This is a genomic window from Pseudomonas sp. NBRC 111140, assembly GCF_001320885.1.
GTDB lineage: Bacteria > Pseudomonadota > Gammaproteobacteria > Pseudomonadales > Pseudomonadaceae > Aquipseudomonas > Aquipseudomonas putida_P.
This window is the reverse complement of the sequence record NZ_BCBQ01000017.1, coordinates 1-24,502: the sequence shown is the minus strand read 5'-3', so window position 1 is coordinate 24,502 and position 24,502 is coordinate 1. Positions and strand designations below refer to the sequence as shown.

General features: G+C 62.6%; 25 protein-coding genes and 2 pseudogenes. 7 read left to right on the top strand and 20 right to left on the bottom strand.

The features are described 5' to 3' along the window. Nucleotides 1-79 precede the first annotated feature (79 nt). The 7 genes from APH42_RS08025 to APH42_RS07995 all read right to left on the bottom strand — a co-directional run bounded on the left by APH42_RS08025 (nt 80) and on the right by APH42_RS07995 (nt 11,006). The gene (locus APH42_RS08025) at nt 80-1,720 is read right to left on the bottom strand and encodes a fatty acid--CoA ligase (RefSeq protein WP_012272439.1); all 1,641 of its coding nucleotides are present in this window, start codon (nt 1,718-1,720) and stop codon (nt 80-82) included. An 11-nt stretch (nt 1,721-1,731) separates the two neighbouring features. Continuing rightward, on the bottom strand, nt 1,732-3,510 hold the full coding sequence (locus APH42_RS08020) for an acyl-CoA dehydrogenase C-terminal domain-containing protein (RefSeq protein WP_060493092.1): 1,779 nt from the start codon (nt 3,508-3,510) through the stop codon (nt 1,732-1,734). Continuing rightward, a complete protein-coding gene (locus APH42_RS08015) occupies nt 3,503-5,968 on the bottom strand; it encodes an RND family transporter (RefSeq protein WP_060493091.1) in 2,466 nt (821 codons plus the stop codon). Before APH42_RS08015 ends, APH42_RS08020 begins: the two co-directional genes overlap by 8 nt. A 15-nt stretch (nt 5,969-5,983) precedes the next feature. Beyond that, entirely contained in the window at nt 5,984-6,979 is a 996-nt protein-coding gene (locus APH42_RS08010) for a YCF48-related protein (RefSeq protein WP_012272442.1), read from the bottom strand. Between the two features lie 21 nt (nt 6,980-7,000). Next, complete coding sequence (locus tag APH42_RS08005) at nt 7,001-8,359, bottom strand: DUF1329 domain-containing protein (RefSeq protein ID WP_012272443.1); 1,359 nt, start codon at nt 8,357-8,359, stop codon at nt 7,001-7,003. A 38-nt stretch (nt 8,360-8,397) separates the two neighbouring features. Beyond that, nucleotides 8,398-10,353: a DUF1302 domain-containing protein gene (locus tag APH42_RS08000; RefSeq protein ID WP_012272444.1), complete on the bottom strand. Its 1,956-nt coding sequence runs from the start codon at nt 10,351-10,353 to the stop codon at nt 8,398-8,400. A 74-nt stretch (nt 10,354-10,427) separates the two neighbouring features. Continuing rightward, entirely contained in the window at nt 10,428-11,006 is a 579-nt protein-coding gene (locus APH42_RS07995; RefSeq protein WP_060493090.1) for an alpha/beta hydrolase, read from the bottom strand. A 193-nt stretch (nt 11,007-11,199) separates the two neighbouring features. Here APH42_RS07995 and APH42_RS07990 point away from each other — a divergent pair, with 193 nt between their 5' ends. Then, complete coding sequence (locus tag APH42_RS07990; RefSeq protein ID WP_012272446.1) at nt 11,200-12,207, top strand: AraC family transcriptional regulator; 1,008 nt, start codon at nt 11,200-11,202, stop codon at nt 12,205-12,207. 24 nt (nt 12,208-12,231) lie between these two features. Here APH42_RS07990 and APH42_RS07985 read toward each other — a convergent pair whose 3' ends face one another. From APH42_RS07985 to APH42_RS07955, 7 genes and pseudogenes are all read right to left on the bottom strand, one after another. Next, nucleotides 12,232-12,555, bottom strand: coding sequence for a Rieske 2Fe-2S domain-containing protein (locus tag APH42_RS07985; RefSeq protein WP_060493089.1), 324 nt, complete (start codon nt 12,553-12,555; stop codon nt 12,232-12,234). Beyond that, a complete protein-coding gene (locus APH42_RS07980; RefSeq protein WP_060493088.1) occupies nt 12,552-13,205 on the bottom strand; it encodes a DsbA family protein in 654 nt (217 codons plus the stop codon). The genes APH42_RS07985 and APH42_RS07980 overlap by 4 nt, the downstream gene beginning before the upstream one ends. A 4-nt stretch (nt 13,206-13,209) precedes the next feature. After that, nucleotides 13,210-14,490: an MFS transporter gene (locus APH42_RS07975; RefSeq protein WP_012272449.1), complete on the bottom strand. Its 1,281-nt coding sequence runs from the start codon at nt 14,488-14,490 to the stop codon at nt 13,210-13,212. Nucleotides 14,491-14,682: 192 nt separating this feature from the next. Then, a pseudogene (locus APH42_RS07970) lies at nt 14,683-15,734 on the bottom strand (3-keto-5-aminohexanoate cleavage protein). Nucleotides 15,735-15,779: 45 nt separating this feature from the next. Then, nucleotides 15,780-16,628, bottom strand: a complete 849-nt coding sequence (locus tag APH42_RS07965) for a TauD/TfdA family dioxygenase (RefSeq protein ID WP_012272451.1) — start codon at nt 16,626-16,628, stop codon at nt 15,780-15,782. Nucleotides 16,629-16,641: 13 nt separating this feature from the next. After that, nucleotides 16,642-17,622: a quinone oxidoreductase gene (locus tag APH42_RS07960; RefSeq protein ID WP_012272452.1), complete on the bottom strand. Its 981-nt coding sequence runs from the start codon at nt 17,620-17,622 to the stop codon at nt 16,642-16,644. Nucleotides 17,623-17,778: 156 nt separating this feature from the next. Continuing rightward, nucleotides 17,779-18,195 carry a MerR family transcriptional regulator gene (locus APH42_RS07955; protein ID WP_012272453.1) on the bottom strand — a complete coding sequence of 139 codons (417 nt, stop codon included), beginning with the start codon at nt 18,193-18,195 and terminating at the stop codon, nt 17,779-17,781. Nucleotides 18,196-18,307: 112 nt separating this feature from the next. On the opposite strand from APH42_RS07955, the gene APH42_RS07950 reads away from it, so the two are divergent. Together APH42_RS07950 and osmE are read left to right on the top strand one after the other, a co-directional pair. Next, nucleotides 18,308-19,543: an NADH:flavin oxidoreductase/NADH oxidase family protein gene (locus APH42_RS07950; protein ID WP_060493087.1), complete on the top strand. Its 1,236-nt coding sequence runs from the start codon at nt 18,308-18,310 to the stop codon at nt 19,541-19,543. 65 nt (nt 19,544-19,608) lie between these two features. Further along, nucleotides 19,609-19,965 (top strand): osmotically-inducible lipoprotein OsmE, encoded by a 357-nt coding sequence (osmE, locus tag APH42_RS07945; protein ID WP_012272455.1) that lies wholly within the window; start codon nt 19,609-19,611, stop codon nt 19,963-19,965. Nucleotide 19,966: 1 nt separating this feature from the next. On the opposite strand, the gene APH42_RS07940 is transcribed toward osmE, so the two are convergent. Beyond that, nucleotides 19,967-20,326 carry a hypothetical protein gene (locus APH42_RS07940; RefSeq protein WP_060493086.1) on the bottom strand — a complete coding sequence of 120 codons (360 nt, stop codon included), beginning with the start codon at nt 20,324-20,326 and terminating at the stop codon, nt 19,967-19,969. Nucleotides 20,327-20,585: 259 nt separating this feature from the next. On the opposite strand from APH42_RS07940, the gene APH42_RS07935 reads away from it, so the two are divergent. The 3 genes from APH42_RS07935 to APH42_RS07925 all read left to right on the top strand — a co-directional run bounded on the left by APH42_RS07935 (nt 20,586) and on the right by APH42_RS07925 (nt 21,531). After that, the gene (locus APH42_RS07935; RefSeq protein ID WP_060493085.1) at nt 20,586-20,900 is read left to right on the top strand and encodes a hypothetical protein; all 315 of its coding nucleotides are present in this window, start codon (nt 20,586-20,588) and stop codon (nt 20,898-20,900) included. Nucleotides 20,901-21,011: 111 nt separating this feature from the next. Further along, the gene (locus APH42_RS07930) at nt 21,012-21,212 is read left to right on the top strand and encodes a hypothetical protein (RefSeq protein WP_012272458.1); all 201 of its coding nucleotides are present in this window, start codon (nt 21,012-21,014) and stop codon (nt 21,210-21,212) included. Between the two features lie 103 nt (nt 21,213-21,315). Next, on the top strand, nt 21,316-21,531 hold the full coding sequence (locus APH42_RS07925) for a hypothetical protein (protein ID WP_060493084.1): 216 nt from the start codon (nt 21,316-21,318) through the stop codon (nt 21,529-21,531). 238 nt (nt 21,532-21,769) lie between these two features. Here the strand turns inward: APH42_RS07925 and APH42_RS07920 are convergent, their stop codons facing one another. The 5 genes from APH42_RS07920 to APH42_RS07905 all read right to left on the bottom strand — a co-directional run bounded on the left by APH42_RS07920 (nt 21,770) and on the right by APH42_RS07905 (nt 24,187). Then, the gene (locus APH42_RS07920; protein WP_041166499.1) at nt 21,770-22,078 is read right to left on the bottom strand and encodes a hypothetical protein; all 309 of its coding nucleotides are present in this window, start codon (nt 22,076-22,078) and stop codon (nt 21,770-21,772) included. Between the two features lie 94 nt (nt 22,079-22,172). Beyond that, the gene (locus APH42_RS07915; protein ID WP_012272462.1) at nt 22,173-22,703 is read right to left on the bottom strand and encodes a DapH/DapD/GlmU-related protein; all 531 of its coding nucleotides are present in this window, start codon (nt 22,701-22,703) and stop codon (nt 22,173-22,175) included. Nucleotides 22,704-22,856: 153 nt separating this feature from the next. Further along, nucleotides 22,857-23,225 (bottom strand): hypothetical protein, encoded by a 369-nt coding sequence (locus tag APH42_RS07910; protein WP_060493083.1) that lies wholly within the window; start codon nt 23,223-23,225, stop codon nt 22,857-22,859. A 157-nt stretch (nt 23,226-23,382) separates the two neighbouring features. Beyond that, nucleotides 23,383-23,523, bottom strand: a complete 141-nt coding sequence (locus tag APH42_RS30120) for a hypothetical protein (protein ID WP_171577247.1) — start codon at nt 23,521-23,523, stop codon at nt 23,383-23,385. A 376-nt stretch (nt 23,524-23,899) separates the two neighbouring features. Further along, on the bottom strand, nt 23,900-24,187 hold the full coding sequence (locus APH42_RS07905; RefSeq protein WP_060493082.1) for a hypothetical protein: 288 nt from the start codon (nt 24,185-24,187) through the stop codon (nt 23,900-23,902). 244 nt (nt 24,188-24,431) lie between these two features. Here APH42_RS07905 and APH42_RS29840 point away from each other — a divergent pair. Continuing rightward, nucleotides 24,432-24,502 (top strand): annotated as a pseudogene (locus APH42_RS29840) (DUF159 family protein); the annotation flags it as partial.

The window sequence follows — 24,502 nt, the reverse complement described above, 5'->3', positions numbered from 1 at the left end:
TGAACATCAGTCAACCGCCATCCCTTGTTTGGCGGGGTTTTGGGGCCGCTGCGCAGCCCCAGAAAAACGCAAGCCAACGCTAGACTTCCGTCTGGCGGATGCGTTTCTTGTCGATCTTGCCGACACTGGTCCGGGGGATCTCGTCCACACAACGCAACTGCCGTGGTATCGCCCACTTGTTCAAGTGCCCGCTGTCGACAAACGGCTGCAGGTGCCTGGCCAATGACGGCTGGTCCAGTTGCACACCCTCACAGCAGACCACCAGGGCCAAGGGTTGTTCCCCCCACTGTGGATCAGGAACACCGACGACAGCCACCGAGGCGACAAACGGGTGCTGGCTGATCAGGTTTTCCAGCGCTACCGAGCTGACCCACTCGCCACCGGTCTTGATCACGTCCTTGATCCGGTCGCGGATACGCACCACGCCCGCCGCATCGATACAAGCCAGGTCACCGGTGTGCATCCAGCCCCCCAACCACAGTGCTGCGCCTTGCTCCGGTTCGTGCAGGTAGCCTTGGGTCAGCCAAGGCGCGCGCACCACGACTTCACCCAGGCTTTCACCGTCGTGCGGCACCTCCCGGCCCTCGCTGTCGACGATACGCAGGTCCACCATGGCAATCGGCACACCGGCATCGATGCGCAGCGGCAATTGTTGCGCCATGGGCTTTGCCAGCAGCTCGGCACTCAGGTAGGTGATGCTGAGCAGCGGGCAGCTTTCCGACATGCCGTAACCACAGTGCACGCTGATGCCGCGCTCGCTGGCGCGCTGGGCCAGGCCCAGGGTCAGCGCGCTGCCGCCCAGCAGCATTTTCCAGCCGGCAAGGTCGGTGCGGCGCCCTTGCTCGCTGTCGAGCATCATCTGCAGCACCGTTGGCACGCAATGGGAGAAGGTCACCCCCTCCTCATGGAACAGGCGCACCAGGCGGTTGGGCTCGTAGCGCCCCGGGTAGACCTGCTTGATGCCAAGTGCCGTCGCCACGTAAGGCACGCCCCAGGCATGCACATGGAACATGGGCGTGATCGGCATGTACACATCGCCGGTGCGCAGCAGCGGTACCTCACCGCACGCGGCCAAAGTGCCCTGCTCGACCAGGGTATGCAGCACCAGTTGCCGGTGACTGAAGTACACACCCTTGGGGTTGCCGGTGGTACCGCTGGTATAGAACAGCGTGGCCAGCGAGTTTTCGTCGAAGTCCGGGAATTCGAAGTACGGTTCTGCAGCCGCCAGCATGGTTTCGTACTCGCCCAGCAGAGGCACGCCTTGCGCGGCGTGACCGCCGTCACTCAGGCGGATGAAGCCCTCCACTGTCGGCAGGTCGGCGCGCAGCTGCTGCATCAACGGCAGGAAGTCGTCGTGCACCAGCACCAGCCGGTCCTCGGCGTGGTTCATGGTGTAGCGCACCTGCTCGCTGGACAACCGCACGTTTACCGTATGCAACACCGCGCCCAGCATGGGTACGGCGAAGAAACACTCCAATGCGCGGTGGCTGTCCCAGTCGAGCAAGGCCACGGTGTCGCCAGGCTGGACCCCGGCAGCGCTCAGCACGTTGGCCAGCCGTTGAATACGCTCCAGCAACGTGGTGTAGGTGTAGCGCAGCTTGTCGGCGTAGACGATTTCCTGGTTGGGCTGGTAGCGCACACCCGACAACAGCAGGCGCTTGATCAGCAGCGGGTACGCATAGGCCTGCTCGGCCGGGGGCATGACGCGGGTAGTGATCATGTGGGTGGCCTTCACAGTTGCCCGGCCTCGAGCAGGTACAGGCTATCGCTGCCGGCCCTCACGCTGGCGCTGAGCGAGTGGATGCGTGGCAGCAGGCGGGCAAAGTAGAAGCGCGCGGTGCCGAGCTTGCTCAGGTGGAACGGTTCAGGTGCCGCATGGGCCAGGCACACCACAGCCATGCGCGCCCACAGGTAGGCGTAGAGGGTGTAGCCAAACACCTGAAGGTACTCCACCGCCGCCGCGCCAAGCTCGCGCGGGTTGCCTTGGCCACGGTCGAGCAACCAAGCGCTCAGTTCGTCGAGGTTGTGCACGGCAGCCAGCAGTGGCGCAGCGAACTCGGCGTGCTCCACCGGCAGCGCCTCGGCAAAGGCGACCATTTCGTCAGACACGCCAAGGTAAGCCTTGCCACCATCACCCAACAGCTTGCGCCCGACCAGGTCGAGGGCCTGGATGCCGTTGGTACCTTCGTAGATCTGGGTGATGCGGCAGTCACGTATCAACTGCTCCTGGCCCCACTCACGGATATAGCCGTGGCCACCCAGTACCTGCTGGCCGTGCACGGTGGTCTCCAGCCCCATGTCGGTGAGGAAGGCCTTGGCCACCGGTGTAAGCAACGCCACCTTGGCTTCGGCCTTGGCGCAGGCAGCCGGGTCATCGCTGTACTTGGCCAGGTCCAGCTGCAACGCCACGTAGGTTGAAAACGCCCGCCCACCTTCGTTCAGCGCTTTCATGGTCAGCAACATACGGCGTACGTCCGGGTGGACGACAATCGGGTCGGCATGCTGCGCCAGTGCTTCGGCGCCTGTCGGCGCGCGGCCTTGCAGGCGATCACGGGCATAGGCGATGGCGCCCTGATAGGAGCGCTCGCCCAGGGCCAGGCCCTGGATGCCCACGCCCAGGCGCTCGTAGTTCATCATGGTGAACATGGCATTGAGGCCCTTGTTCGGCTCGCCGACCAGGTAGCCGGTGGCGCCATCGAAGTTCATCACGCAGGTGGCCGAGGCCTTGATGCCCATCTTGTGCTCGATAGAGCCGCAACTTACCGCGTTGGCCTCGCCCAGCGCACCGTCGGCGTCGACCAGCACCTTGGGCACCAAAAACAGCGAGATACCTTTGGGCCCAGCGGGCGCATCGGGCAGCCGCGCCAGCACCAGGTGGATGATGTTTTCGGTCAGGTCCTGCTCGCCGCCAGTGATGAAGATCTTCGTGCCGCTGAGGCGGTAGCAACCTTCGGCGATGGGCTCCGCGCGGGTGCGGATCAGCCCCAGGTCGGTGCCAGCGTGCGGTTCGGTAAGGCACATGGAGCCGGTCCAGCGGCCTTGGTACATCGGCGGCAGATACAGCGCCTTCAGCGGCTCGCTGGCATGGTTGAGCAGTGCCAGGCAGGCCCCGGCGGTCAGCATTGGGTACAGGCCGAACGATAGATTGGCGGCATTGAGCATCTCCTCGAGCTGAGCACCGATCACCTTCGGCATGCCCATGCCACCGTATTCCGGGGCCCCGGCCACACCTACCCAGCCGTCGGTGGCGAATGCCCGATAGGCATCGGCGAAACCATCGGGAGTACGTACCTGGCCAGCCTCCCAGCGGCAGCCCTGCTCGTCGCCACTGCGGTTGAGCGGCGCTACCCGCTCGGCGATCAGCTTGCCGGCCTGTTCGAGTATGGCCCGGGCCGTGTCGCCGTCGACCACCTCGGCCAGTGCGGGCGTTTGCGCCCACCAGGTCGGGATGTCGAACACTTCGTTCAACAGAAAATCCATGTCACGCAGTGGCGGAAGGTAATCAGACATGAGGCGAACACTCGCTTTCTTGGGTTTTCGAATGGGCTTTGGCCTGGGCTTCGGCAGTTGCCTGGGGGCCCACGCCGCGCAGAAGAAAGTGCGACAGCGCCGGTATCAGCACCAGCGCGCCGAGCATGTTCCACAGGAACATGAAGGTCAGCAGCAAGCCCATGTCGGCCTGGAACTTGATCGGTGACCAGGCCCAGCCGACCACGCCGGCCGCCAAGGTGATACCGACCAGCCCTACCACCCGGCCAGTGAAAGCCACGGCTTTCTGATAAGCCTGGGCCAGGCTCAGGCCGGCGCGCTGGTAATGCAGCTGCACGCTAAGCAGGTAAAGCGCGTAATCCACGCCAATACCCACGCCCAAGGCGATGACCGGCAAGGTGGCAACTTTGACACCAATGCCCATGGCCACCATCAGCGCCTCGCACAACACCGAGGTGAGCATCAACGGCAGAATCGCCACCAGCGTGGCACGCCAACTGCGGAAGGTGATCAGGCAGAACAGCGTCACCGCCAGGTAAACCAGCAACAGCATGCGGTGGTTGGCCTCGCGCACCACCATGTTGGTGGCGGCTTCGATACCGGCGCTGCCGGCCGCCAGCAGAAACTGATGCTCGGCGCTGCCGTTGGCCTGGGCGAAGCGCTCGGCCGTTGCGGCGACCTGGGCCAGCGTGTCGGCGCGGTGGTCCTTGAGGTAGGCGATCACCGGCATCAGCGAGCAATCGTTGTTGAACAGCTCCGGTGCGTTGACCGAGGCTTGCTGCGCGGCGTAGTTGAGCACGTCCTGGTTGCGCTGCAGGCTGTTCAGGCGCGGGTTGCCTTCGTAGGTACCGGCGGTGATCTGGCGCACGGCGTTGGCCAGCGACACGGTGGTCTGCACACCCGGCAACTGTTGCAGCTCCCAGGCCAGGCGATCAGCGAGGATCAAGGTCTGGTATTGCAGGCAGCCTTCGGGGGCGGTCTTGACCATGACCGCGAAGGTGTCGCTGGACAGTGCGTAATGCTGGGTGATGTAGGCGTTGTCGAGGTTGTAGCGCGAATCCGCGCGCAGCTCGGGGGCGCCGCTGTCGAGGTCGCCGATTTTCAACTGCAGACTGCCCCAGATGCCAAGGGCGGCCAAGGCCAGGGCAACCAGCAGCGCAGCGCTGGCCCACCTGCGTTGCGTGAAGCGGTCAAGCAAGTCCCACAGCCGGCCGAAGCCACGGTGTTGATCCGCGCGGGCATCGATGCGCAGCGCCCGCTCGGCAGCCTGGCGGCCCACACCGACATAGGACAGTGCCACGGGCATCAACAGCAATGAGGTAAAGATCAGCACCGCCACACCAATGCTGGCGGTAATAGCCAGGTCCTGTATCACCGGAATGTCGATCAGCATCAGCACGGCAAAGCCCACGGCATCGGCCAGCAATGCGGTGACACCTGCCACGAACAGGCGGCGGAACGTATAACGGGCGGCAATCTGCCGATGGGTACCACGGCCTATGTCCTGGAGGATGCCATTCATCTTTTGCGCGGCATGCGACACGCCGATGGCGAAGATCAGGAACGGCACCAGGATCGAGTACGGGTCGATGGCATAACCCAACCAGGCGACGATACCCAGCTGCCATACCACCGCAGTCAGCGAACACAGCACCACCAGCAAGGTGCTGCGCACACAGCGGGTGTAGCAGTAGATGATCACCAGGCTGGTGAGCACCGCCAGGGCAAAGAACGCCATCACCTGGATCAATCCGTCGATCAGGTCGCCCATCAGCTTGGCAAAGCCGATCACATGAATGCGGTACTGGCCGCTGGCCTGGTACTGGCTGCGCAACTGTTCGAGCTTTTGCGAAAAGGCATGGTAGTCCAGGCCTTTGCCGGTGGCTGAGTCCTGGTCGAGCAGCGGCACCACCAGCATGCTCGACTTGAAGTCGCGCGCTACCAGGCTGCCGACGATGTTGGCGCGCTCGATGTTTTGCCGCAGCTGTTCGATGTCGCCAGCCGCGCCCTGATAGCCGTCGGGCATGACCGGGCCACCTTGAAAACCTTCCTCGGTAACCTCGGTCCAGCGCACCGCCGGGCTCCACAGCGACTTCACCCAGGCCCGGTCCACGCCCTGGCTGAGAAACAGCTCGTCGTTGATGTGGCGCAGGGTCTGCAGGTAGCCGGGGTCGAAGATATCGCCCTGGGTGTTTTCCACCACTACTCGCACCGCATTGCCCAGGCCGCGCAACGAGGTGCGGTTGGCCAGGTAGTTCTGGATGTAGGGGTGGCTCTGCGGCAGCATCTTGTCGAAGCTGGGGCGCAGCTCCAGGCGGGTCAGCGCCATGAAGCCCAGCACCAGTGTCGCCAACAGCATGCACAGCAGAAATGGCAGGCGGTGGTTGAACACCAGGCGTTCCAGGCCATTGCCCGAGCGCGGGTCGAAATCGGCAAGGTTGCGGATTACCGGAAGGGTATCTTGGCGGTTAGCGGCCATCAGGGTTTTCTCTTGTTATGGGTGCGGCGTGGGGTTACCGAACAGGTTGCGCACGCCCCGCTCGCCCACCAGCACCAGGCCGTTGTCGGCATCGCTGGCGAGTGCGGTCACCGGGCCACGGGCGCTTTGTGGCACCGGGCGGAAGCTGGCGCCGTCGTCGCGGCTGAGCAACAGGTCGCCGGCCTGGCTGGCCAGCCACAGCTGCCCGTCGCGATCGATACCGGCGGCGGTGAGGCTGGTATTGACGCCCGTGTCGACCGGCTGCCACTGCTCGCCGCCATCGGTACTGCGATAAGCGTGGCCGCGCAGGCCGTATATCAGCAGCACACCGGGCTTGCCGATGGCGCCGAACAGAGTGCCGGCGTAGGGGGTATCGACGCGGCTGAAGCGCTCGCCGTTCCACTTCAACAGCAAGCCCTGCTCGCCCGTGATGTACAGGTTGTCAGCCACTGCGGCCAGGCTGGTCAGGTGCAGGCCTTGCGGGTTGTCGCTGTGGTCGAGCCAGGGCTGCCAGTGCTCGCCGCCGTCCGTGGTGCGCAGCAGCAGGTTGAACACGCCCACCGCGTAGCCATGACGAGCATCGCTGAACCACACATCGAGCAAGGCATTGTCGGTGCCAGCGCCGGGCAGCTGTTCAGCCAACGCTCGACCATCCAGCTGCCTTTGCCAGTGCACGCCAGCATCACGGGTGTGCAGTACCACGCCATCATGGCCGACCGCCCAGCCCAGTTCAGGCGTGGCAAAGCTCACCGCATTCAGGTCGGCGCTGACCGGCACCTGGGCCTGCTGCCAGTGCGCGCCGTGGTCGTCGGAATAGAGGATATGCCCGCGTGGGCCGACCGCGACCAGGCGCTGCCCGGCCAAGGTCACATCACGCAGGGCGCTGCTGCTGGCCAGGGTGCTGGGCATGGCGGGCACATCCAGCACATCGGTGAATGGCGCCGCCTGCGCCGCGCCCTGCAGCGCGGCCAGGGCCAACATCACCAGGCTGCATCGTTTGAAGACAGACATTGGCAACCTCTGCTCCATGGTTCAGCGAATGCCATTGCCGGCCAGTGACTCGGGCGACCACTGGGTTTTCGACAGCGGCTCGATGTAGCGGATACCACCATAGGCACCGACCACGCCGTTGAGGTTGTAGGTGCCGCCGATCAGGTCGTAGATCATGAACGGCGTGGCGTCCGGGGTCTGCTTGTCGTAGCTCTGGGTCAGGAAGGCGAACGAGCCCCGGTACAGCTGGCCACGAGCGTCGTACTGGTCGGAGGCAAGGGCGATCCAGCTGTCTTCGTCAAGGTAGAAGCGGCGCTTGTGGTAGATGTGGCGTGCGCCGTCCTTGAGCTTGCCTTCCACCACCCAGACGCGGTGTTTTTCCCAGCGCACGAACTGCGGTGCCAGGTGGTTGGGCGTGATCACCTGCTTGACGTCGGTGTTGTAGGTCAGCTGGTAGGTGTTGTACGGCACGTACATTTCCTGCTTGCCCACCAGGGTCCAGTCGTAGCGGTCCAGCGCGCCGTTGAAGACGAACACGTCATCGTAGGTGCCAGAGCCGGAGGTGCCCGGGTTGGGCGTGTCGTAGGCCAGGTTGGGCGCCAGCTTCACCCGGCGCTGGCCTGGCAGGTATTGCCAGGCGTTGCGTGGCTGCACCAGCGGGTTTGCGGCGTCGCGCAGCATCATCGCTTCACCGGCACGACGTGCGGGCCCGGTGTACACCAGTTTCATCTGGTAGTAGGTGTCCTTGGCGCCGATCGGCTTGGCCATGTCCTCGTAAATCGGGTAACTGATGTTGGCCTGGCCAGTGGTCGACAGCGACGGTTTGCCGGCGGCGTCGACGTTCCACGAGTCGTACTTGGCGGTCATGCTCACGCCCTGGTAACGCAGCAGGAAGTTCCACATGGCTTCGGCGCCGTTCTGCGGGATGGGGAACGGGATACCCGGCAGCACGTTGTCTACCGCAGTACCGCCCTCCTGGCTTTTGGCAGCGGTGGCGTTCTTGCGGGTGTTGTCGAGCACCGCCTGCGGCAGCGCTACGCTGCGATGCGTCGGGTACACGTCGACGCGGTAGCTGGGATAGCGCTTGAGCAATTCCAGGGTGGTGGCGGTCAGCTGAGCCTTGTACTGATCGGCATTCTTGCCATCGATCACCAGCAGCGGCTTCTCGCTGGCAAACGGGTCCGGGCGCATGCTGGCACCGCTCTGGTAGCTGGCCGGGGGCGTTTGCAGGCCGCCCTGGTAGGCCGGGATCGAGCCGTCGGCATTGCCGGCCTTTTCGGCGCCGATGGCGGTCAGGTTGCTGCCCAGGTGTGCAGCCTGGTCAGGGGAAACGGCCGCCTGGGCGGCATTGAGCGCGGCCAGCGACAGGCACGAGGCAAGCAGGGTACGTACGAAATTCATGATGGTTGTCTTCCTGTGTAGGCGGTAGGAAACATGACTCAGAAGGTCGTCTTGACGGTCAGGTACAGGGCGCCACGGTCTTCAGTGGTGGCACCACCCCCCGAGAAGGAGGCGTAGCCGCCGCCGTAGCAGGTGTAATCCTGTTCGCCGTCCAGGGCATTGGGGGTGCTGCCGTCGGTCTGGCCGTCCTTGCAGGCCTTGGTCTCACCGAAGCTGTCGACGTACTTGAGGTCGACGAAGTACTGGTTGTAGATCGCAGCGCTGAAACCCACCGCGTAGTTGCCAGTGTTCTCGGCACCGCCACCCTGCACCGGCGATACACCGTCGATGCCGACGTTGACCGAAAGCGGCATGCTCAGGTCCATGCCCGGAAACACCTGGTACCAGGTAGGGGTGAAATTGACGGCGATGCCCCAGTTGTCGCGGGTGGCCTTGTCGATGCCGCGGTAGCTGCTCTTGCCTTTGTACAAAGCTTCGTTGTGGCTATCGAGCTTGAGCAGGTTGCTGTAGAACAGCTCGCCCAGCAGGGTTGCCGAGTCGAACAGCGGTGTGTCGCCAATCGTCATCAGGCCGTTGAGGGTGAAGTGCAAGGTGTCGCCGGTGGCGCTCAGGCTGTCGCCATCCTTGGGCACGTCGTAGATCACCCCGCTGCTGGGCAGCCGTGCCGGCAGCAGGCCAAAGCCGCCGCCCAGGCCGCCTTGGCCGGGGGCGCTGACGATTGCCGGAATGCTCGCCAGCGGCATGTTGTGGCGGATGTTCAGGTCGCTGCCGACGCTGATGCCCGCCACATCCTTGGAGAGGCTCAGCCCATAAATGTCGATGTTGTCGGCGTAGGCAAACTGGTAAGTGGTGCTTTGCAGCGAGTTGTAGAGGTTGCCGATCGCGCCTTGGCGGCTGCCCGGTGGGTTGCCGAATGGGCCGTTGGCCACGGTCATGCCGCGCGCATCGAGCCAGGCCTGGGGCAGGATCTCGGACGTCTTGCGGTAGTAGAAGCCGAGGGTGCCGCCCAGCCACTCTGGCGACCACTTGGCCATGATGCCCCAGTCGCCGCTTTTGCCGGGGGTCAGGTCATGACCGCGGCGAATGGTGGTGAGCGCACCGCGCACCGGGATCAACCCCGGCGTACCGGTGTGGCCCAACAGGAAGCTCTGCGCGCCCTCACCCACCACATCAGAGCCGCCATAGTACGTGCCGGCTTCAGGCAGCCGGGCGGCATCCCAGTCGAAGAAGTACTGGGCACCCAGGGTGAGCTCGGAGTTGACCAGGAACGCGGTCGACAGCTGGTTGCGGGGTACGAAAAGCTCCTTGGCCTCGGTGCCCGGCGAGGCCGCCAGCTTGGCCAGGTCCAGGCCTGATTGGCCATAACTCAGCGAATGCACCGGGTTGAGCAAGGTTTCACCCCAGAACAGGTTGTGCTGGCCCAGCTTGGCGCTGACCTGCGACGCTTCGCCCACGTCACGGCTCATGAACACGAAGGCATCCAGCACTTCGCCAGACGGGCCGCTGTAGTAACGCTGGGCGTAGTTGCTCAGGTGTGGGCTGCCTAGCGGGATGCCGGTCCCAGGCAGGCCATTGAGGCTGGGGTTGATACCCGACTGGTCACCGTTGCCGTTGACGAATGGGTTGCTGTTGGAGCCGGTGTTGTCATAGGCCTTGTCGTACCAGCTGGCAGTGCTGACGCGAAAACCGCTGTTGCCCTGGTACACCACATCCAGCTCGGTCAGCAGGTCGACCCGGTTGGTGATGTTGGTGCCGGCCTTGCGGAAGTTGTAGTCGCCGTCGTTGCTGTTGGGCGTGCCCAGCAGGCGCTTGTCGGCACTCTCGGTACGCACGCCGTAGTTGTATTTGACGGTATTGTCGAAGCGCACGGCCCAGTCTTCATGGCCGGTATCGACTTCGAACGCCTGGGCGGCGGGCAGCGTGAGCAGGCCGATGGCGCAGGCGAGCAGGCAGCGCTGTGGTTTCACAGCACGGTGAATGCGGTGTTCTGGCATTACGATGGCTCCACGTATTGTTATTGTTTTTTACGCCGCCCGTCTGTTGCGGGCGTGGCTGGGGCGTCCATGCGTTACTGCAGGTTTGCGGCGTCCAGTCGGCGGATCAACGCCTCGGCCAACGGCCAAGGGCCGAAACCGGAAGCCGGGTTGAGGTGGCCAACGGCGCCCAGGTTGACCAGCTCGCTGCCCCAACGCCGGGCCAGCTCACCGGCAGCGGCGTAGCTGGCGAGGTGGTCATTGCTGCTGGCCGCGACAATGCTGGGAAAGGGCAGCGGCGTAGGTGGAAGTGGCGACCAGCCCATCTCGGCCAGGCTGGCCGGGCTTGGGTAATGCTCGGGCCAGTGGGCGTCGAGGTCAGGTGGGGCCGCCAGCAATGCGCCCTTGATCGCCCGCCCGTAGCGCGCCGCCCAGTGGGCGACCATCAATGTGCCGGCACTGTGTGCCACCAGCAGCACCGGGCCATCGACCTGTTCCAGCTCGCGCTGGATTGCCTCGACCCGCGCGTTACAGCACAGGCCGTCGACTTCCAGCGGCGGTACGCTGCGCACCTTGGCCAGGCGGCCGGCAAGCAGGGTCTGCCAGTGTTCGGCCACGTGGCCGCGCAGGCCAGGGACAATCAGCACGGTGGCTGTGGTTTGCAGTTTTTCCACGGTGAACCTCGTGTGCGGTTTAGCGCTTGAAGTTCACAGTAAACAGGCCTCCACCGGGGTGCTTTACATTGGGCGTCAGGCGCTTTTCATTTGATGACAACCACATAAACAGGGCTTTGCTTTTCAATTGATGACACGCAGGCTATAAAACCAGTGGCCCTGCAAACCCCGGCTTTAGGGACAACAATAAAAAATGCCTGCTCTCGTTCGTGCCGCCAGCTTGACCAACTACCTGGAAGTGTCCCGCCATCTGGGCCTCAACCCCCATGCACTGCTTGCGCAGGTCGGCCTTAACGCCGCCTTGCTCGACGACCCCAACCGGCGTATCCCGGTGGCCAGCGTCATCAGTTTGCTGGAAGCTTCCGCCAGCGCCACGAAGTGCGAGAGTTTTGGGTTGCGCATGGCCGAGCTGCGCCAGCTATCGGACTTCGGCGAAATCAGCCTGTTGCTCAGCCACCAACGCAACCTGCGCGATGCGCTGCAGGTGATCGTGCAATACCGCCACCTGCTCAATGACGCGCTGGCCATTCATATCGAAGAAGCCGGCAAGACCGTGATCATTCGCGAAGAGGTGATCAACGAACGCGCGCCCTGCAGCCGCCAGGCCACCGAGTTGGCCATCGGCGTGATGATGCGCTTGTGCGCGGCACTGCTGGGCGCCCACTGGCACCCGATCAGTGCCAACTTCACGCATGCGGCCCCCGCCGACCCCGCCATTCATCGGCGCATCTTCGGCTGCACGCTGGTGTTCGGCAGCGAGTTCAACGGTATCGTCTGCCCCGCCGCCGACCTCGACAGCGCCAGCCCGCAGGCCAACGAAGCCATGGCCCGCCTGGCACGGCGCTACCTCGACACGCTGCCGGCCAGCGGCGTACCGTCGCTGGAACTGGAACTGCGTAAAACCATCTACCTGCTGCTGCCCATGGGCCGTGCCACCATCGAGCAGGTGGCGCAGACCCAGGGCATGAACGTGCGTACATTGCAGCGGCGGCTGGAAGAAAATGGTTTGACGTTCAAGGACCTGATCAACAACGTGCGCCGCGACCTGGTGATGCGCTACCTGGAAAACCCCGGTTACTCGCTGGGGCGCATCGCCGACATGCTCGGTTACTCGATGCCCAGTTCGTTCACCCGTTGGTTCATCGCCCAGTTCGGCATGCCACCGGCTGTTTGGCGGGCTCAGCACACGCCGCAGCCATGAGCCTATGGTGGTCTTGGCGGCGGTTCAAGACGCCGCTTCGCCGTCCAGCACGATAAAGACCTGCCCATCCTGTTGCTCGATCGGGTAGCTGGCGACTTTCAAGGCCTTGGAGTTGATCAGGTAGCCGCTGGCCAGGTCGAAGCGCAGACCATGCGCACAGCACTGAATGACCCGCCCTTCCAGGCGCCCACTGCACAGCGACGCGCCCTGGTGCGGGCAACTGTCGTCGATGGCGTAAAGGGTGTCGGCGACATTGAACAAGGCCACGCTGCGGCCCTCGCAGGCCAGCAGCACCCGGCCATTGCGCTCCGGCAGTTGCTGAGGGCTCAGTGCGATACGCCGGTTCATGCCTGCACCACCGCTTGCAAGGCGTCATTCATGGCGGCAAACAGCGCCTCGGCTGGCCGCACCCCGGCAAGCTGCGGGCCCTGGTTGAAGCGATAGCGTGGTACGGCGCTGCCCGCTCGCCCTGCACCGTCAAGGAACGGGCTGCCATCGTCACGCAAACAGTCGATCACCTGCCCGGGCTCAAGCCCGCAACCCTGGGCGATGCCGAGCAATGTGCGGCTATCACCCAGGTCGCGGCCCTGGTGGAAATAGGCAATGAACAGTTGCGCCAGCAACGCTTCCTGCTGCGGCGCGCTGAGCAGGCTGCCGGCCCGTTGCATCAAGCGGTGGGCATTGCCGGTATTGGGCATGCGACGGATGCGCGAAAAATCGATGTCCTCGCCCACCACACTGGCAGCAGCACGCACCTGAGCCTGGCGCTCGCGTACCGCCTGCTCGCTGCCCAGGCGTTGCAGGTAGAAGGTATTGAAAGGCACCCCGTTGGCAGGCAGCCCCGGCAGCAACTGAACGCCCCGCCAGTGTATCTGCACCTGTACCTGTGGCTGCTCACGCTGCAGCAGCAACAAGGCCGCTTGCAGGTGCCGCTGGCCAATCAGGCACCAAGGGCAGACGAAATCGAAAAACACTTCGATGGACAACAGCTGTTTCACAGTTTCAACTCCTGGAGCGCAGACGGTCCATGTCGCGGTGGTAGTGACGCTTGGCGATAAAGAACACGGCCGCCGCCGCGATGCTGATCAGCGGCACCAATTGCAGCGCGGCCTGCAGCCCGATCAAGTCGGACACCCGGCCCGTGATCAGTGGCCCGGTGGCCAGGCCCAGCAGGTTGTTGGCCAGGGTCAGGGTGGCGAATGCCGTGCCATGCACCGATGCATGGGTAAGGTTGGCAACCATGGCGCTGGACGGGCCATTGGTACCGGCGGCGATCATCATGCCCAGGCAAATCAGTACCAGTTGCGCGGTGCCGGCAGGCAGCGCAAAGGCAATGCTCAGCAGCATGCAACTGCCCAGGCAGTAGGCGATGGCCAGGCTGATCTTGCGGTCCGGGCGCTGTCGCCCAAGGCGGTCGCAGAGCATGGCGCAAAGGATCATGCCGATACCGCTGCACAGCACGATGACGGCGGCGATTGCCCCGGCACGGTCGGTACCCATGGCGTAATAGCGGTTGAGGTAACTGGGCATCCACACGATCAGGGTGCCACCGACGAACAGTTGCAGGCCGCTGCCGACATAGGCGGCGATGACCGATCGGCTGCTGTACAGCGTGCGCAGCGGTCGGCTGGCCTTGTCGAGCGCCTGCTGCGCGCACTTGGGTGCAATGCGCGCCTCCTTGACGATCATCGGATACACCATCGCCAGCACCAGGCCGAACAATGCCATGCCAGCAAATGCCCAGCGCCAGCCCAAATGCTGGGCCAGCACGCCGCCCAAGGCCATGCCCAGCACCGAACCGAACATGCCGCCGGCCATGAACGCCCCGGCCAGCGTCGAGCGCATGTCGCGGGGGAACACTGCGACCACCACGGCAATGCCGACACTGCCATAGGCTGCCTCGCCAACCCCGACCAAAAAGCGCGCAATGAACATTTGCGGGTAGTTTTCCGCCAGGGCACAGCCGAGCGTGGCCAGGCTCCACAACACTGCCATCAACACCAGGCTGCGTACCCGGCCGAAGCGGTCGGCCAACAAGGAAAGTGGAAAGGTCAGCAGGCCGACCATCAGCGCGACGATGCCGCTGAGCAAGCCGAGCTGGCTGTCGCTGAGCGCCCATTCGCCCTTTAGCAGCGGGAACACCGCATTGAGCACCTGGCGCGACATATAGTCGGAGATCAACAGGCCGAAGGTCAGGGCAAACACCACCCAGGCATAGCGCCGGGGGACGCTGTGGGCGGTGTCGGTGCCGGAGTCTTCGGCACTGGCGAGATAGGTGGCCATGTTGCCTCCTTGGGTGTGGTGTGGGTTTTTCTTGTTGTTATGCACTACTGCTCAAGCTTGGTCGGCCCCTGTGGGAGCGGCCTTGTGTCGCGATAGGGCTGCAACGCAGCCCCAGGATTTCAGTGCAGATGCACCTTTTGCAGCCCTATCGCGACGCAAGGCCGCACTCATCTGGCCGTGCCAACGTTTGTATCAAGTACGCTGCGGCACACCCTTCTCACCCGCCTGGCGGTTCGGCGCCATGCCATTGGCTTTAAGCGTCTGCTCGATACTGTCGTACTGCTGCCCGATGCGGTAAATGGCCCGGGCCTCCTTGCCGCTGGCAATCTCGCGCCCCAGTTCGTGGGCCACGCGCACGGTCTGCTGGATCTGCTGCACCGAGGTGAAGCGTTTGCCGTGCTGGTCGATGATGGTGTCTTCGTTGCCACAGCGCGGGTGCAGGCCCATGGCCAGGGCCATGGTGTTGAACGGCAGCACGTTCTTCAGCAACGATTCGGCGGTCAGGGTGCAACCGTCCGGTGCGCGGTGGATGAAGTTGAAGAAGTTGAACGGGTTGGGGCCGTCGAAACCGCCGCCAATGCCGATCCAGGTCAGGTTCAGCGGGCCCATGTAATCACCACGGCGCACGATGCGCTCGAGGGTTTCCAGGGCATGCATGCCGGTCAGTTGGAAATGCGGCTGGATGTTGCTGGCCTGCAGGCGGCGCAGGTGCTCACGGACCCAGGCCGGGCCGGCCGGTACGGTCATTTCGCTGTAGGCGGCGTGGATTGCGGGGCTGGCCAGCGAGGTACCTTCGAGGTATTCGGGGTACAGCAGCTCCATGATGTTCATCTGCGTGGTGTTGATGGCCACGGTGACCTGATCGGGGCGCGGTGTCAGCTCGGCGAGCATGTGCCGGGTGTCGTCCGACAACCACTTGGCTGACTCGCCTTCGCCTTCCGGGGCGAAGGAAATCGAACCGCCAACCTGAATGATCATGTCCGGCACCGCTTCGCGGACTCCGGCGATCAGCTCGTTGAACTTGGACAGCCGCTTGGAGCCTTTGCCGTCCAGCTCACGCACGTGCAAATGCAGCACGGTTGCGCCTGCCTCGTAGCAGTCGACGGCCTTTTGCACCTGCTCGTCCATGGTCAGCGGAATGTCTTCAGGGAAATCTTCGGGCATCCACTCAGGGCCATAGGGGCCACGGTGATCACCACCTTTTCCATGTTTTCCGGGTGCAACGAATCGTCGAAGAATTGCATGCTGTAGTCCTCGCTATTGTTTTTGTGCGGTTGCCAGCGGCTGGCTTAGAAGGTGCGGCTGCCTTTGATCCCGGCGCGCTCCATCTTGCGATGGCACGGTGGGTAATCCATGACGGCGTAATGCTGGGTGCTGCGGTTATCCCAAATTGCCACGCTGTTGGGCTTCCAGCGCCAGCGCACCTGGTATTCGGGCAGGTAAGCCTGGCTGATGAGGTAACGCAGCAGGTCGCCTGCGCCGGGGTTGGCGTCCTGGCCGAAACGCACCCGCTGCGGCGTGTGGTAGTTGCTGAAGTGGGTGGTGAAGGCGTTGACGAACAGCACCTGCTCGCCGGTTTCCGGGTGGGTGCGTACCACCGGATGCTCGGCATCGGGGAATTGCGCCTTGAGTGCCAGCCGTTTTTCCAACGGCATGGCGGCGCCGAAGCTGGCCTCGATGCTGTGGCGGGCGCGCAGGCCTTCGATGTTGGCCTTCACCTCGCTGGGCAGGTTTTCGTAAGCCAGCACCATGTTCGCCCACAGGGTGTCGCCGCCCACCGGTGGGCATTCGACGCAGCGCAGCACGCAACCCATGGGCGGTGCTTCACGCCAGGTGGCATCGGTGTGCCAGGCATTTTCGTAGCGGTCATTGGGCTGGTCCGGGCGCTTGTAGATCTGCACCAGGCCCGGGTGCTCCGGGTCGCTTCCTGCCACCGGGTGGTCCTCCAGCTCGCCGAAGCGACGGGCGAAGGCCACGTGTTCGGCACGGCTGAAGTGTTGGTCGCGCAGGAACAGCACACGGTGCTGCAGCAACTGCTGGCGCAGCTGGGCGAACAGGTCGTCGTCGTGAATCGCGTCGGCCAGGTTGACGCCACTCACCTCGGCACCGATCGCGCAAGTCAGTTGTTCGATGTGCATGCTGTTGCCCTCTTCAGATGACGAAGATCGACGAGCCGGTGGTTTTGCGGGCTTCCAGGTCACGGTGGGCCTGAACCGCGTCCTGAAGGGCGTAGTGCTGGTTGATTTCGATACGGATGCGCCCGCTGCTGACGTGATCGAACAACTCGCCGGCCAGGTCGGCTTTTTCTGCCGGGTCGGCGATGAAGTCGGCCAGGGCCGGCCGGGTGAGCTGCAGAGAACCCTTGATCGCCAGCAACTGCGGGTCGAACGGCGGGATGGTGCCCGACGCCGTGCCAACGCATACCATCAGCCCGCGGCGCTTGAGCGAGTCGAGCGAGCCGGTGAAGGTGTTCTTGCCGACACTGTCGAACACCACGTTCACCCCAACCCCGTCGGTCAGCTCGCGTACACGGCTGGCCACGTCCTCGACGCTGTAATTGATGATGTGGTTGCAGCCATGGGCGCGGGCGACCTCGGCCTTGGCTTCGGTGGACACGGTGCCGATCACGTTCAAGCCCAGCAGCCGTGCCCACTGCGCGACAATCAGGCCCACGCCGCCAGCAGCCGCATGCAGCAGCACGCTGTCACCGGGTTTGAAGGCGTAGAGGCGGCGCAACAGGTAGGCCGAGGTCAGGCCGCGCATGGTCATGGCGGCAGCGGTCTCGAAGGCAATGGTTTCCGGCAGTTTGATCAGCGCCGCAGCGGGGATCAGGCGTTCGGTGCAATAAGCACCCAGGGTATTGAGGAACCCGGTGTAGGTGACCCGATCACCGACACCCACCTGGGTCACCCCCTCGCCCACCGCCTCCACTACCCCGGCAGCTTCCACGCCGATGCCATTGGGCAGCGGGATCGGGTAAGTGCCGTTGCGAAAGTAGGTGTCGGCGTAGTTCAGGCCAACCGCCACCTGGCGCAATCGCACCTGCCCCGGGCCGGGCTCGCCCACTTCGGCGTCCTCATAGCGCAGTACCTCGGGGCCACCGGTCTGATGGAAACGTACGACTTTGGACATGCTTGTCTCTCCAATCATCGATCTGGACGCCAGGCGTCAGTTCTGGGTGATTGGACTGTATGCCCTTGGCTTGCAGGGTGCTTCGCATCGGACGACATCGGGTTTTCATTTGATGACAGCGCGTTCATCGCCCAGCGTTCGGCCAACCTGCTTTATTCATGAGCCTGCTGGATGCTTGTCAAAGCCGGCAATCAGGCGCTGGGCATTCTCTTCGCAATCCATCCCCTGCGGCTTGTCTTCGATACCGGCAATTACCGCCAGCAGCTGTGCCCGGTTCTGCGCCAATCGCTGCTGCATCGCCTCGATCTCTGCCACCTTGCGCTTGAGGCTTGCCAGCAACAAACCATGATCAGCCGGGGCTGCACCGGAGGCGTCGGTCAGCTTGCGCATTTCATCCAGGCTGAACCCCGCCTGCTGGCCACAGGTAATGATTTCCAGCGCCCGCACCACCTGCTCCGGGTAGTCCCGGTAACCATTGCCCAGGCGCCGGGCGGCAATCAACCCGGTGGCTTCGTAGAAGCGGATACGCGACGCACTGAGCCCCGTACGTCGCGCCAGTTCACCAATTTTCATCTCGATACCCTTGCGCTATTGACATTAAAGTTGACTTTAACCTTAGCCTTCTCCCGAACCTAGCCCACGCGTGCAGTAACCGATGCGTGGTAGCCACCATTCGGAGATCGCCATGACGCCGTTCCAACCCCTGCTGCTGCCCAATGGCAGTGTCATACCCAACCGCATCGCCAAGGCGGCGATGGAAGAGAACCTGGCCAACCCGGACCAGACCCCTTCCGACTCATTGCTGCGGCTGTACCAGGCCTGGGCCGAAGGCGGTGCCGGGCTGTTGCTCACCGGCAACGTGATGGTCGACCCCAGCGCCATGACCGGCCCGGGCGGTGTCATGCTCGACGCCAGCCAGCCGCTGCAGCGATTTCGCGACTGGGCCCGTATAGGCCGTGCCCATGGCGCGCAGTTCTGGATGCAGATCAACCACCCAGGGCGGCAGATGCAAGCCAACCTTGGGCAGCCCACGGTAGCGCCTTCGGCCATCGCCTTGGACATGGGCGGCCTGTCCAAACTGTTCCCTCGGCCCAAGGCACTGGACGAAGCCGAGATCGCCGCACTGATCGAGCGCTTCGCTCGTACTGCGGCCCTGGCCGAAGAGGCCGGCTTCAGTGGTGTACAGGTGCACGCCGCCCATGGTTATTTGCTGAGCCAGTTTCTGTCGCCGTTGAGCAACCAGCGCCGGGACCGCTGGGGCGGCAGCCTGGAGAACCGCGCGCGGTTATTGCTGGAGGTGGTCAAAGCCGTGCGCAAGGTGGTTTCGCCCGGCTTCGCCGTGGCCGTGAAGCTGAATTCAGCGGACTTCCAGCGCGGCGGTTTTGAACCTGCAGATGCCCGTCAGGTGGTGCTGTGGCTGAACCAATTGCCCGTAGACCTGGTGGAGCTGTCCGGTGGCAGCTATGAAGCACCGGCCATGCAGGGCGACGCCCGTGACGGCCGGACCCTGGCCCGCGAGGCGTACTTCCTGGAGTTTGCCCGAGAGATCGCCGCCATTGCGAAGATGCCGGTGATGGTCACCGGCGGTATTCGCCGCCTGCCGGTGGTCGAGCACGTGCTCGCCAGTGGCGTGGCCATGGCCGGAATAGCGACAGCCCTGGCTGTAGAGCCTGGCTTGCCCCAGCGCTGGCTGAACGGCGAAGCGACAGCCAGCGCCGAACTGCAGCCGATTCGCTGGAAGCGCAAGGCGTTTGCCGCACTGGCGTACATGGCCTTGGTGAAACTGCAGATGCGCCGGCTGGCAGCAGGCAACAGGCCCAAGGCGCATGCGTCACCGTTGCGCGCCTTGTTGCTGGAGCAAGGCTGCACGTTACTGCGGGTAAGGCAGTACAGGCGTATGATGAGAAGCCGAGCTGGATGAGGGGCTACCTGCCGCCTCAACTCGCCTGGCCTGCCTTCATCGCCGTTCTCTACCGGAGCACTGCCATGAACAAACCCCATCACGCGCTGCTCTTCGCCCTGGCTGCGCTTGCTGCCTGCTCATCCAACTCTGCGCAGTACCAAGACCAGCCACTGGTGGCCAAGGTCGGTACCGGCATGAGCAAAGACCAGGTCGTGCAAATAGGCGGCAAACCTGATGCCGAGACCGACCGTACCGTGGTGCCCGGCACCTGCTTCGACTACATGCTGACCCAGGCCGGCAAACGGCAACCCTACAGCGTCAGCTTCGACGGCAACGGCAAGGTGGACAAGACCGCCTTCATGACCTGCGCCGAATGGAGCAATGCCCAGCACAAGGCCCGCCTGCCCAGCATGGGCGGCTCAAGCGGCTCGGGCTACTGATTCAGTCCAGGCAGTCCTTGGCAGCTTGACGCAATTTGTCGCCAGACAGAAAGCTGCCCTTGTAGAAAGTCGCGCGGCTGCCATCGCGGGAGTCGACCACGTCCAGCACATCGTCACTTGCCACCGCGCTGGATGCCGTCAGCCGGTAGCCATGGGCTATCGACTTCTGCGTGGCCTGGGGCGCCAGCGCCTGCCATTTGGGCAATACACAGGCGGCGTACTGCTGCGGCGTTTTTTTGGTCAGTTTGCTGGCAGTGGGCTTGCCAGGCGTTGCGCAGCCGACAAGGCTGGCGACTAGCGCAGAAGCGACAAAGATACGAAAAATAGGCATTTGCAATTGGCCATTAGGGATACGCCGCATTCTAACGGGGGTTGCGGCGAGTTTCTAATCAACCAAGGTCTTGCTGCGTTTTTTTCGCGCAATTGACACAGTCACAACGCGCCAACGACAACCAAACAACACGCCGGCTGATTAACTAAGGCTGGTTGAAAGTAATGAATTGTTTTAAGCGAGGGAACGAATTCGTTCTTCCCTGCTTCTGATTAGCATCCGGCAACGGCAATCACCGGCCGGCTTCACCCACCCACATTGATCAGCGCGCTTCGCCAAGGAGAATCCCATGTTGTGGTGGCTGGAAATACTCGCCCAATACGTAACTTCCACCGGCTTGGCGGTACTCTGTATCTTCGTGTTCTGGGCTTATGGCCTGGCATTCGGCAGGGCCTACATGAAGGTCCTCTCTGGCCTGCTGGCCGCCATGCTGCTAATGATCGCCGCATGCCCACATGGCGTGGACTTTGCGTTGGGCAATCACATGGCGCCTGGTGACGTCAGTGCCCTACTGCTGTTCCTTGCCGATGCAACAGGGGTGATAACAGCGGTGGTAGTGGCCTCGTTTTTCTTCAGCCCCGGGCGTTTGCAAGACGAAGCCTGAGCGCGATGACTGGCGCACACCTGATATTTCTGCCAGTAGCGTGGGCGGCGGAACGCTGAGAAAGTGAACCTGCCCATGGGGCATCACTACGACTCGGCAAGGAAACCTACCATGCAAAATAACGCCAACAGCACGCTGTTCTTCTATCAGAACGGCAAACTCATCACCCTTAAAACCGGTGAACAGGGCCGTAGCATCTTTCGTTCTTCGGATGTGCCACTGGCCGAGCAACAATCCAACGGCACCCACACCAGCGGCTTGCTGGTGACCGACGACAAGGGCTCGGTGCTGCAGGTGCAGGAGAAAAGCTGAAGTTCCAAGCAAGTGCCTTTCACACAGCTATTGCGTTTCACCCCGCCCTGAGGCGATGCTCACAGGCCCGTCGAAGCAGAAGACAAGGAAGGCCTTTAGCACTATGGAGACGCTGCACAGTATCAAGTCAGACCTGGTCAGAACAGCCGATCACCTGGACAAACTCAGCCAAGCCATGAATGGCCATGCCAGGTTCATGGAGGCGCGAGGTAGCTCTCCGAGCGAGCTCGATGTTACCGCGCACATCAGGTCCATCGATGTGGTGGCGGACGAGTTGCGCGCCGTGGCCGCAAGAATCGACGACATTGAAGGTGCTTGATGATAGGCATCTGAACGGGAAATCTACCCGGTTCAAGGCGTCGCCCCCAAACGCGGGGTCAGGGCTTGGCTCCCCGGTACAGTACGATGGCCGCAACATCCAAGGCCAGTACACTGCCTACAAACAGGGCCATGACGTACAGGTCTTCAGTAAGCATTGCCGTTTCCCCCAAATGCACCACTTTCTCTGGGGACTTGCAATTAATGCTCCAGTTACCATGTGGTAACCGGACAGCGACTCAGCTGAACTTGAGCTTCAACACTTTGCTCAGCGCCCAACCACTGAAGACATAGAATGCATCGAGGTAGAAGCGCCCTGCATAGTTGGGCAGCGGTGCGTGATTCAACAGCACATCCGGGTCAGGCGCGGGCGGAAACAGGGCATAAAAGCCGTTGGGCAGCACAGCCAGCGCCAGCAATGACAAGTAGGTCGAGGCTTGCAGCCAAGTGGCACGATTGCCGAGCCTGGCGGACCACTTCAGGCCGTAGTAAGCAACCAGGCCAGCGACCGGCAACACCCAAAAATGCGTCGGGATCCCAATGAACATTTCGGCGACAACGCTTCTTGCTTCCACCCGCTGTTCTCCATTCAAATGCGACGATTATCGCGGGCGGGGCCAGCAAATGCAAAAACGGCGCGGTTCAAGCCAGCTCCGGCTCCACCAGCCACTTCTTGAACTTTGCCGGTGAGCCGGCATACAGCGCATTGGGCGGAACATCCTCGGTTACCACGCTGTTCGCCGCGATCACGCTGTTATGGCCAATATTGATGCCAGGCAATACCACGGCACCCGCGCCAATCCAGGCATTGTCGCCCACGGTAATCGGGGCGATGTAGTCATTGTCCTTGCGCCGCTGGGGGTTGATATCGTGGCTGGTCGTACACAAACGCACCTGCGGGCCAAGCATGGCCATGCGGCCGATGCGGATAGTTGCTTCGTCGAGGAGCACGCACCCGCTGTTGATGAAAGCGCCCTGCCCCAATTCAAGGTTGCCGCGCTCGAAGTAGAACGGCGGGCGAATGACTACATGGCTTTGGGTACGGACACCGGTTTTGGCCAATAGGCGATTCAACTGTTTTTTACCCAGGTCATGGGTATCCAGCAGGCGCATGAACTGACGCGGAGACAGGTGTTTTTTGAGTTTTGCGACGAATAGGAGCAAGCGAGACATCCGACAGTGGTAATGGTGTTGATCGCGTCAGCGAGACACTAGCAGGCAGCTTATCGGTGCCTCCTGCCATTTCTTGAGCACGCGAGTTTACGCGGCCCATTGGCAAAAAGCCCGCTCTGGACGGCGGGCTTTTTTGTTTCGTCGGTTGAATGATCACGCTTTTGAACACATCAGCGCGGCATCCAGCAACCTGCCGTGGTCGTACCAGGCATCACGTTGATAAGCCGTGAACTGGTGCTGGGTTCCCGTGCTGCGCAATTCTACAAGACCATCAGCCTTGTCGGGGTCGGTGCTTTCGATGAACAGCTTGACCGAGTTATCGCCATCGACTTCATAGGTTTTCACATGTCCTGGAAGTTCGCCTTTGACGCACCCCAGATATGCGGGTGGGCTTTTCGCGGTCGTGCCAGCGGTATAATCGTGGCTGTCACGCACATCAGGGTTTTGTGCGCAGCCTGCCATTAACAACGTGGCAAACCCGGACACCAGTATTGCGCCGGCAAGCGATCTTGAGCTCTTCACGCGACACGCTCCTGCCCCCCATCGAAAACTGGGAAAGTGTTGCCAAGCAGCCTGCCCATTTTTTGGTTTTCGTATGCCCATGTTACTGCTCAATGACAACCGGGCATTAGGTTTGTTTGCTATATAGGTTCTGGGGCGTACCCCCTCGCGCCCTGCATCAGTAGCGACGGTATTCCTGCCCGCCACGGTCTCCGTCATAGTAATGGCGGTGATGCCTGCCGTCGTGCCAGTACGGCCAACAACCACTGAGCAACAACAAACCGGACAACACCACAACCCATGCAGTCTTGCGTTTCATGTGCGAACCTCCGGCGGGCGAAGCCATGCCTTCCCTGAGTTGGACCGCACGGGGTTGGGATGTTCAGGCAGGCGCAGGCCGTTGGTCATCTTCCATGCATAATTTCATTTACCCGGCGGCCCTGGCTGCGGTTGGCCCCGATTACGCGTATGGCGTACCCATAACCGGGGTCAGGCAATGGCATTGAGAAACACGTAAGTTGCCGCCAGGTCCAGCACCAACACAGCAACCACGCCAAAAATCATGTAATAGCGGTCATCCTGAGTCATTTCTGCGTACTCCGCATGATCAATGTCTCAGGACTACAGCAATTCCCGTTCCATCTACTGGGTGGAGCCTGCGGGCGCCGGTGGAGCCAAGCAAACAGGTGGGGCAATTAGTCCTTGACCTGGCATACACCATTGGCTTTGTTCTTGCCGGTATATGAGACGTCAGGCGAGCCATCCGGATTGATCGACAACGATACCGTTAACCCGCTGCCTTTGGCTTCGTAGTAGTTGTCGTTGAATTTTTTCAGTTTGCCTTCCTTGCCATTGATATAGATCGGCCCGCCCTTGTCGGCATGAACCTCGATGTTTCCGGGGCACGTCGCGTTCAACAGCGGAATGCCGGCGTGGGCAGTGCCCGACGCCAGGAGCAAGATGCCAAGTAACAAACGCTTCATCTACGGTGTCCTCCTGTGGTTGTCGGGGTGCGAGTGATAAACCACGCTGCACTACCTGCACGGCCTCATTGTGCAGAAGGCCCACCCGTTTGACGAGCCTGCCATGGGGCAAATGGCTGCTACCCGTGGCTCCAGATAACCTGCGTCTCAACGTGCAGCCATTTCCAGCCGGCTCAAAAACTATTGCGAGCAGGCCAGCACCGCCCGGCGGGCTATCCTTTGTGCTCCAGTAGGAGGAATGGGAATGTGCGGAAGGCTGAGCCAGTACCGCGGGATCCATGACTTCGTTGAGACCCTGAGCATGCCAGAGGCCTG

What these genes read in the sequence shown, in the direction of transcription:
- APH42_RS07920 (WP_041166499.1), bottom strand. Translation starts at nt 22,078, where the DNA reads ATGTTCATTGGGATCCCGACGCATTTTTGGGTGTTGCCGGTCGCTGGC.
- APH42_RS07915 (WP_012272462.1), bottom strand. Translation starts at nt 22,703, where the DNA reads ATGTCTCGCTTGCTCCTATTCGTCGCAAAACTCAAAAAACACCTGTCT.
- APH42_RS07985 (WP_060493089.1), bottom strand. Translation starts at nt 12,555, where the DNA reads ATGAACCGGCGTATCGCACTGAGCCCTCAGCAACTGCCGGAGCGCAAT.
- APH42_RS07975 (WP_012272449.1), bottom strand. Translation starts at nt 14,490, where the DNA reads ATGGCCACCTATCTCGCCAGTGCCGAAGACTCCGGCACCGACACCGCC.
- APH42_RS08025 (WP_012272439.1), bottom strand. Translation starts at nt 1,720, where the DNA reads ATGATCACTACCCGCGTCATGCCCCCGGCCGAGCAGGCCTATGCGTAC.
- APH42_RS07930 (WP_012272458.1), top strand. Translation starts at nt 21,012, where the DNA reads ATGCAAAATAACGCCAACAGCACGCTGTTCTTCTATCAGAACGGCAAA.
- APH42_RS08000 (WP_012272444.1), bottom strand. Translation starts at nt 10,353, where the DNA reads ATGCCAGAACACCGCATTCACCGTGCTGTGAAACCACAGCGCTGCCTG.
- APH42_RS07965 (WP_012272451.1), bottom strand. Translation starts at nt 16,628, where the DNA reads ATGCACATCGAACAACTGACTTGCGCGATCGGTGCCGAGGTGAGTGGC.
- APH42_RS08005 (WP_012272443.1), bottom strand. Translation starts at nt 8,359, where the DNA reads ATGAATTTCGTACGTACCCTGCTTGCCTCGTGCCTGTCGCTGGCCGCG.
- APH42_RS07950 (WP_060493087.1), top strand. Translation starts at nt 18,308, where the DNA reads ATGACGCCGTTCCAACCCCTGCTGCTGCCCAATGGCAGTGTCATACCC.
- APH42_RS07960 (WP_012272452.1), bottom strand. Translation starts at nt 17,622, where the DNA reads ATGTCCAAAGTCGTACGTTTCCATCAGACCGGTGGCCCCGAGGTACTG.
- APH42_RS07905 (WP_060493082.1), bottom strand. Translation starts at nt 24,187, where the DNA reads ATGAAGCGTTTGTTACTTGGCATCTTGCTCCTGGCGTCGGGCACTGCC.
- APH42_RS07935 (WP_060493085.1), top strand. Translation starts at nt 20,586, where the DNA reads ATGTTGTGGTGGCTGGAAATACTCGCCCAATACGTAACTTCCACCGGC.
- APH42_RS07925 (WP_060493084.1), top strand. Translation starts at nt 21,316, where the DNA reads ATGGAGACGCTGCACAGTATCAAGTCAGACCTGGTCAGAACAGCCGAT.
- osmE (WP_012272455.1), top strand. Translation starts at nt 19,609, where the DNA reads ATGAACAAACCCCATCACGCGCTGCTCTTCGCCCTGGCTGCGCTTGCT.
- APH42_RS08010 (WP_012272442.1), bottom strand. Translation starts at nt 6,979, where the DNA reads ATGTCTGTCTTCAAACGATGCAGCCTGGTGATGTTGGCCCTGGCCGCG.
- APH42_RS07955 (WP_012272453.1), bottom strand. Translation starts at nt 18,195, where the DNA reads ATGAAAATTGGTGAACTGGCGCGACGTACGGGGCTCAGTGCGTCGCGT.
- APH42_RS07940 (WP_060493086.1), bottom strand. Translation starts at nt 20,326, where the DNA reads ATGCGGCGTATCCCTAATGGCCAATTGCAAATGCCTATTTTTCGTATC.
- APH42_RS08015 (WP_060493091.1), bottom strand. Translation starts at nt 5,968, where the DNA reads ATGGCCGCTAACCGCCAAGATACCCTTCCGGTAATCCGCAACCTTGCC.
- APH42_RS08020 (WP_060493092.1), bottom strand. Translation starts at nt 3,510, where the DNA reads ATGTCTGATTACCTTCCGCCACTGCGTGACATGGATTTTCTGTTGAAC.
- APH42_RS07990 (WP_012272446.1), top strand. Translation starts at nt 11,200, where the DNA reads ATGCCTGCTCTCGTTCGTGCCGCCAGCTTGACCAACTACCTGGAAGTG.
- APH42_RS30120 (WP_171577247.1), bottom strand. Translation starts at nt 23,523, where the DNA reads ATGAAACGCAAGACTGCATGGGTTGTGGTGTTGTCCGGTTTGTTGTTG.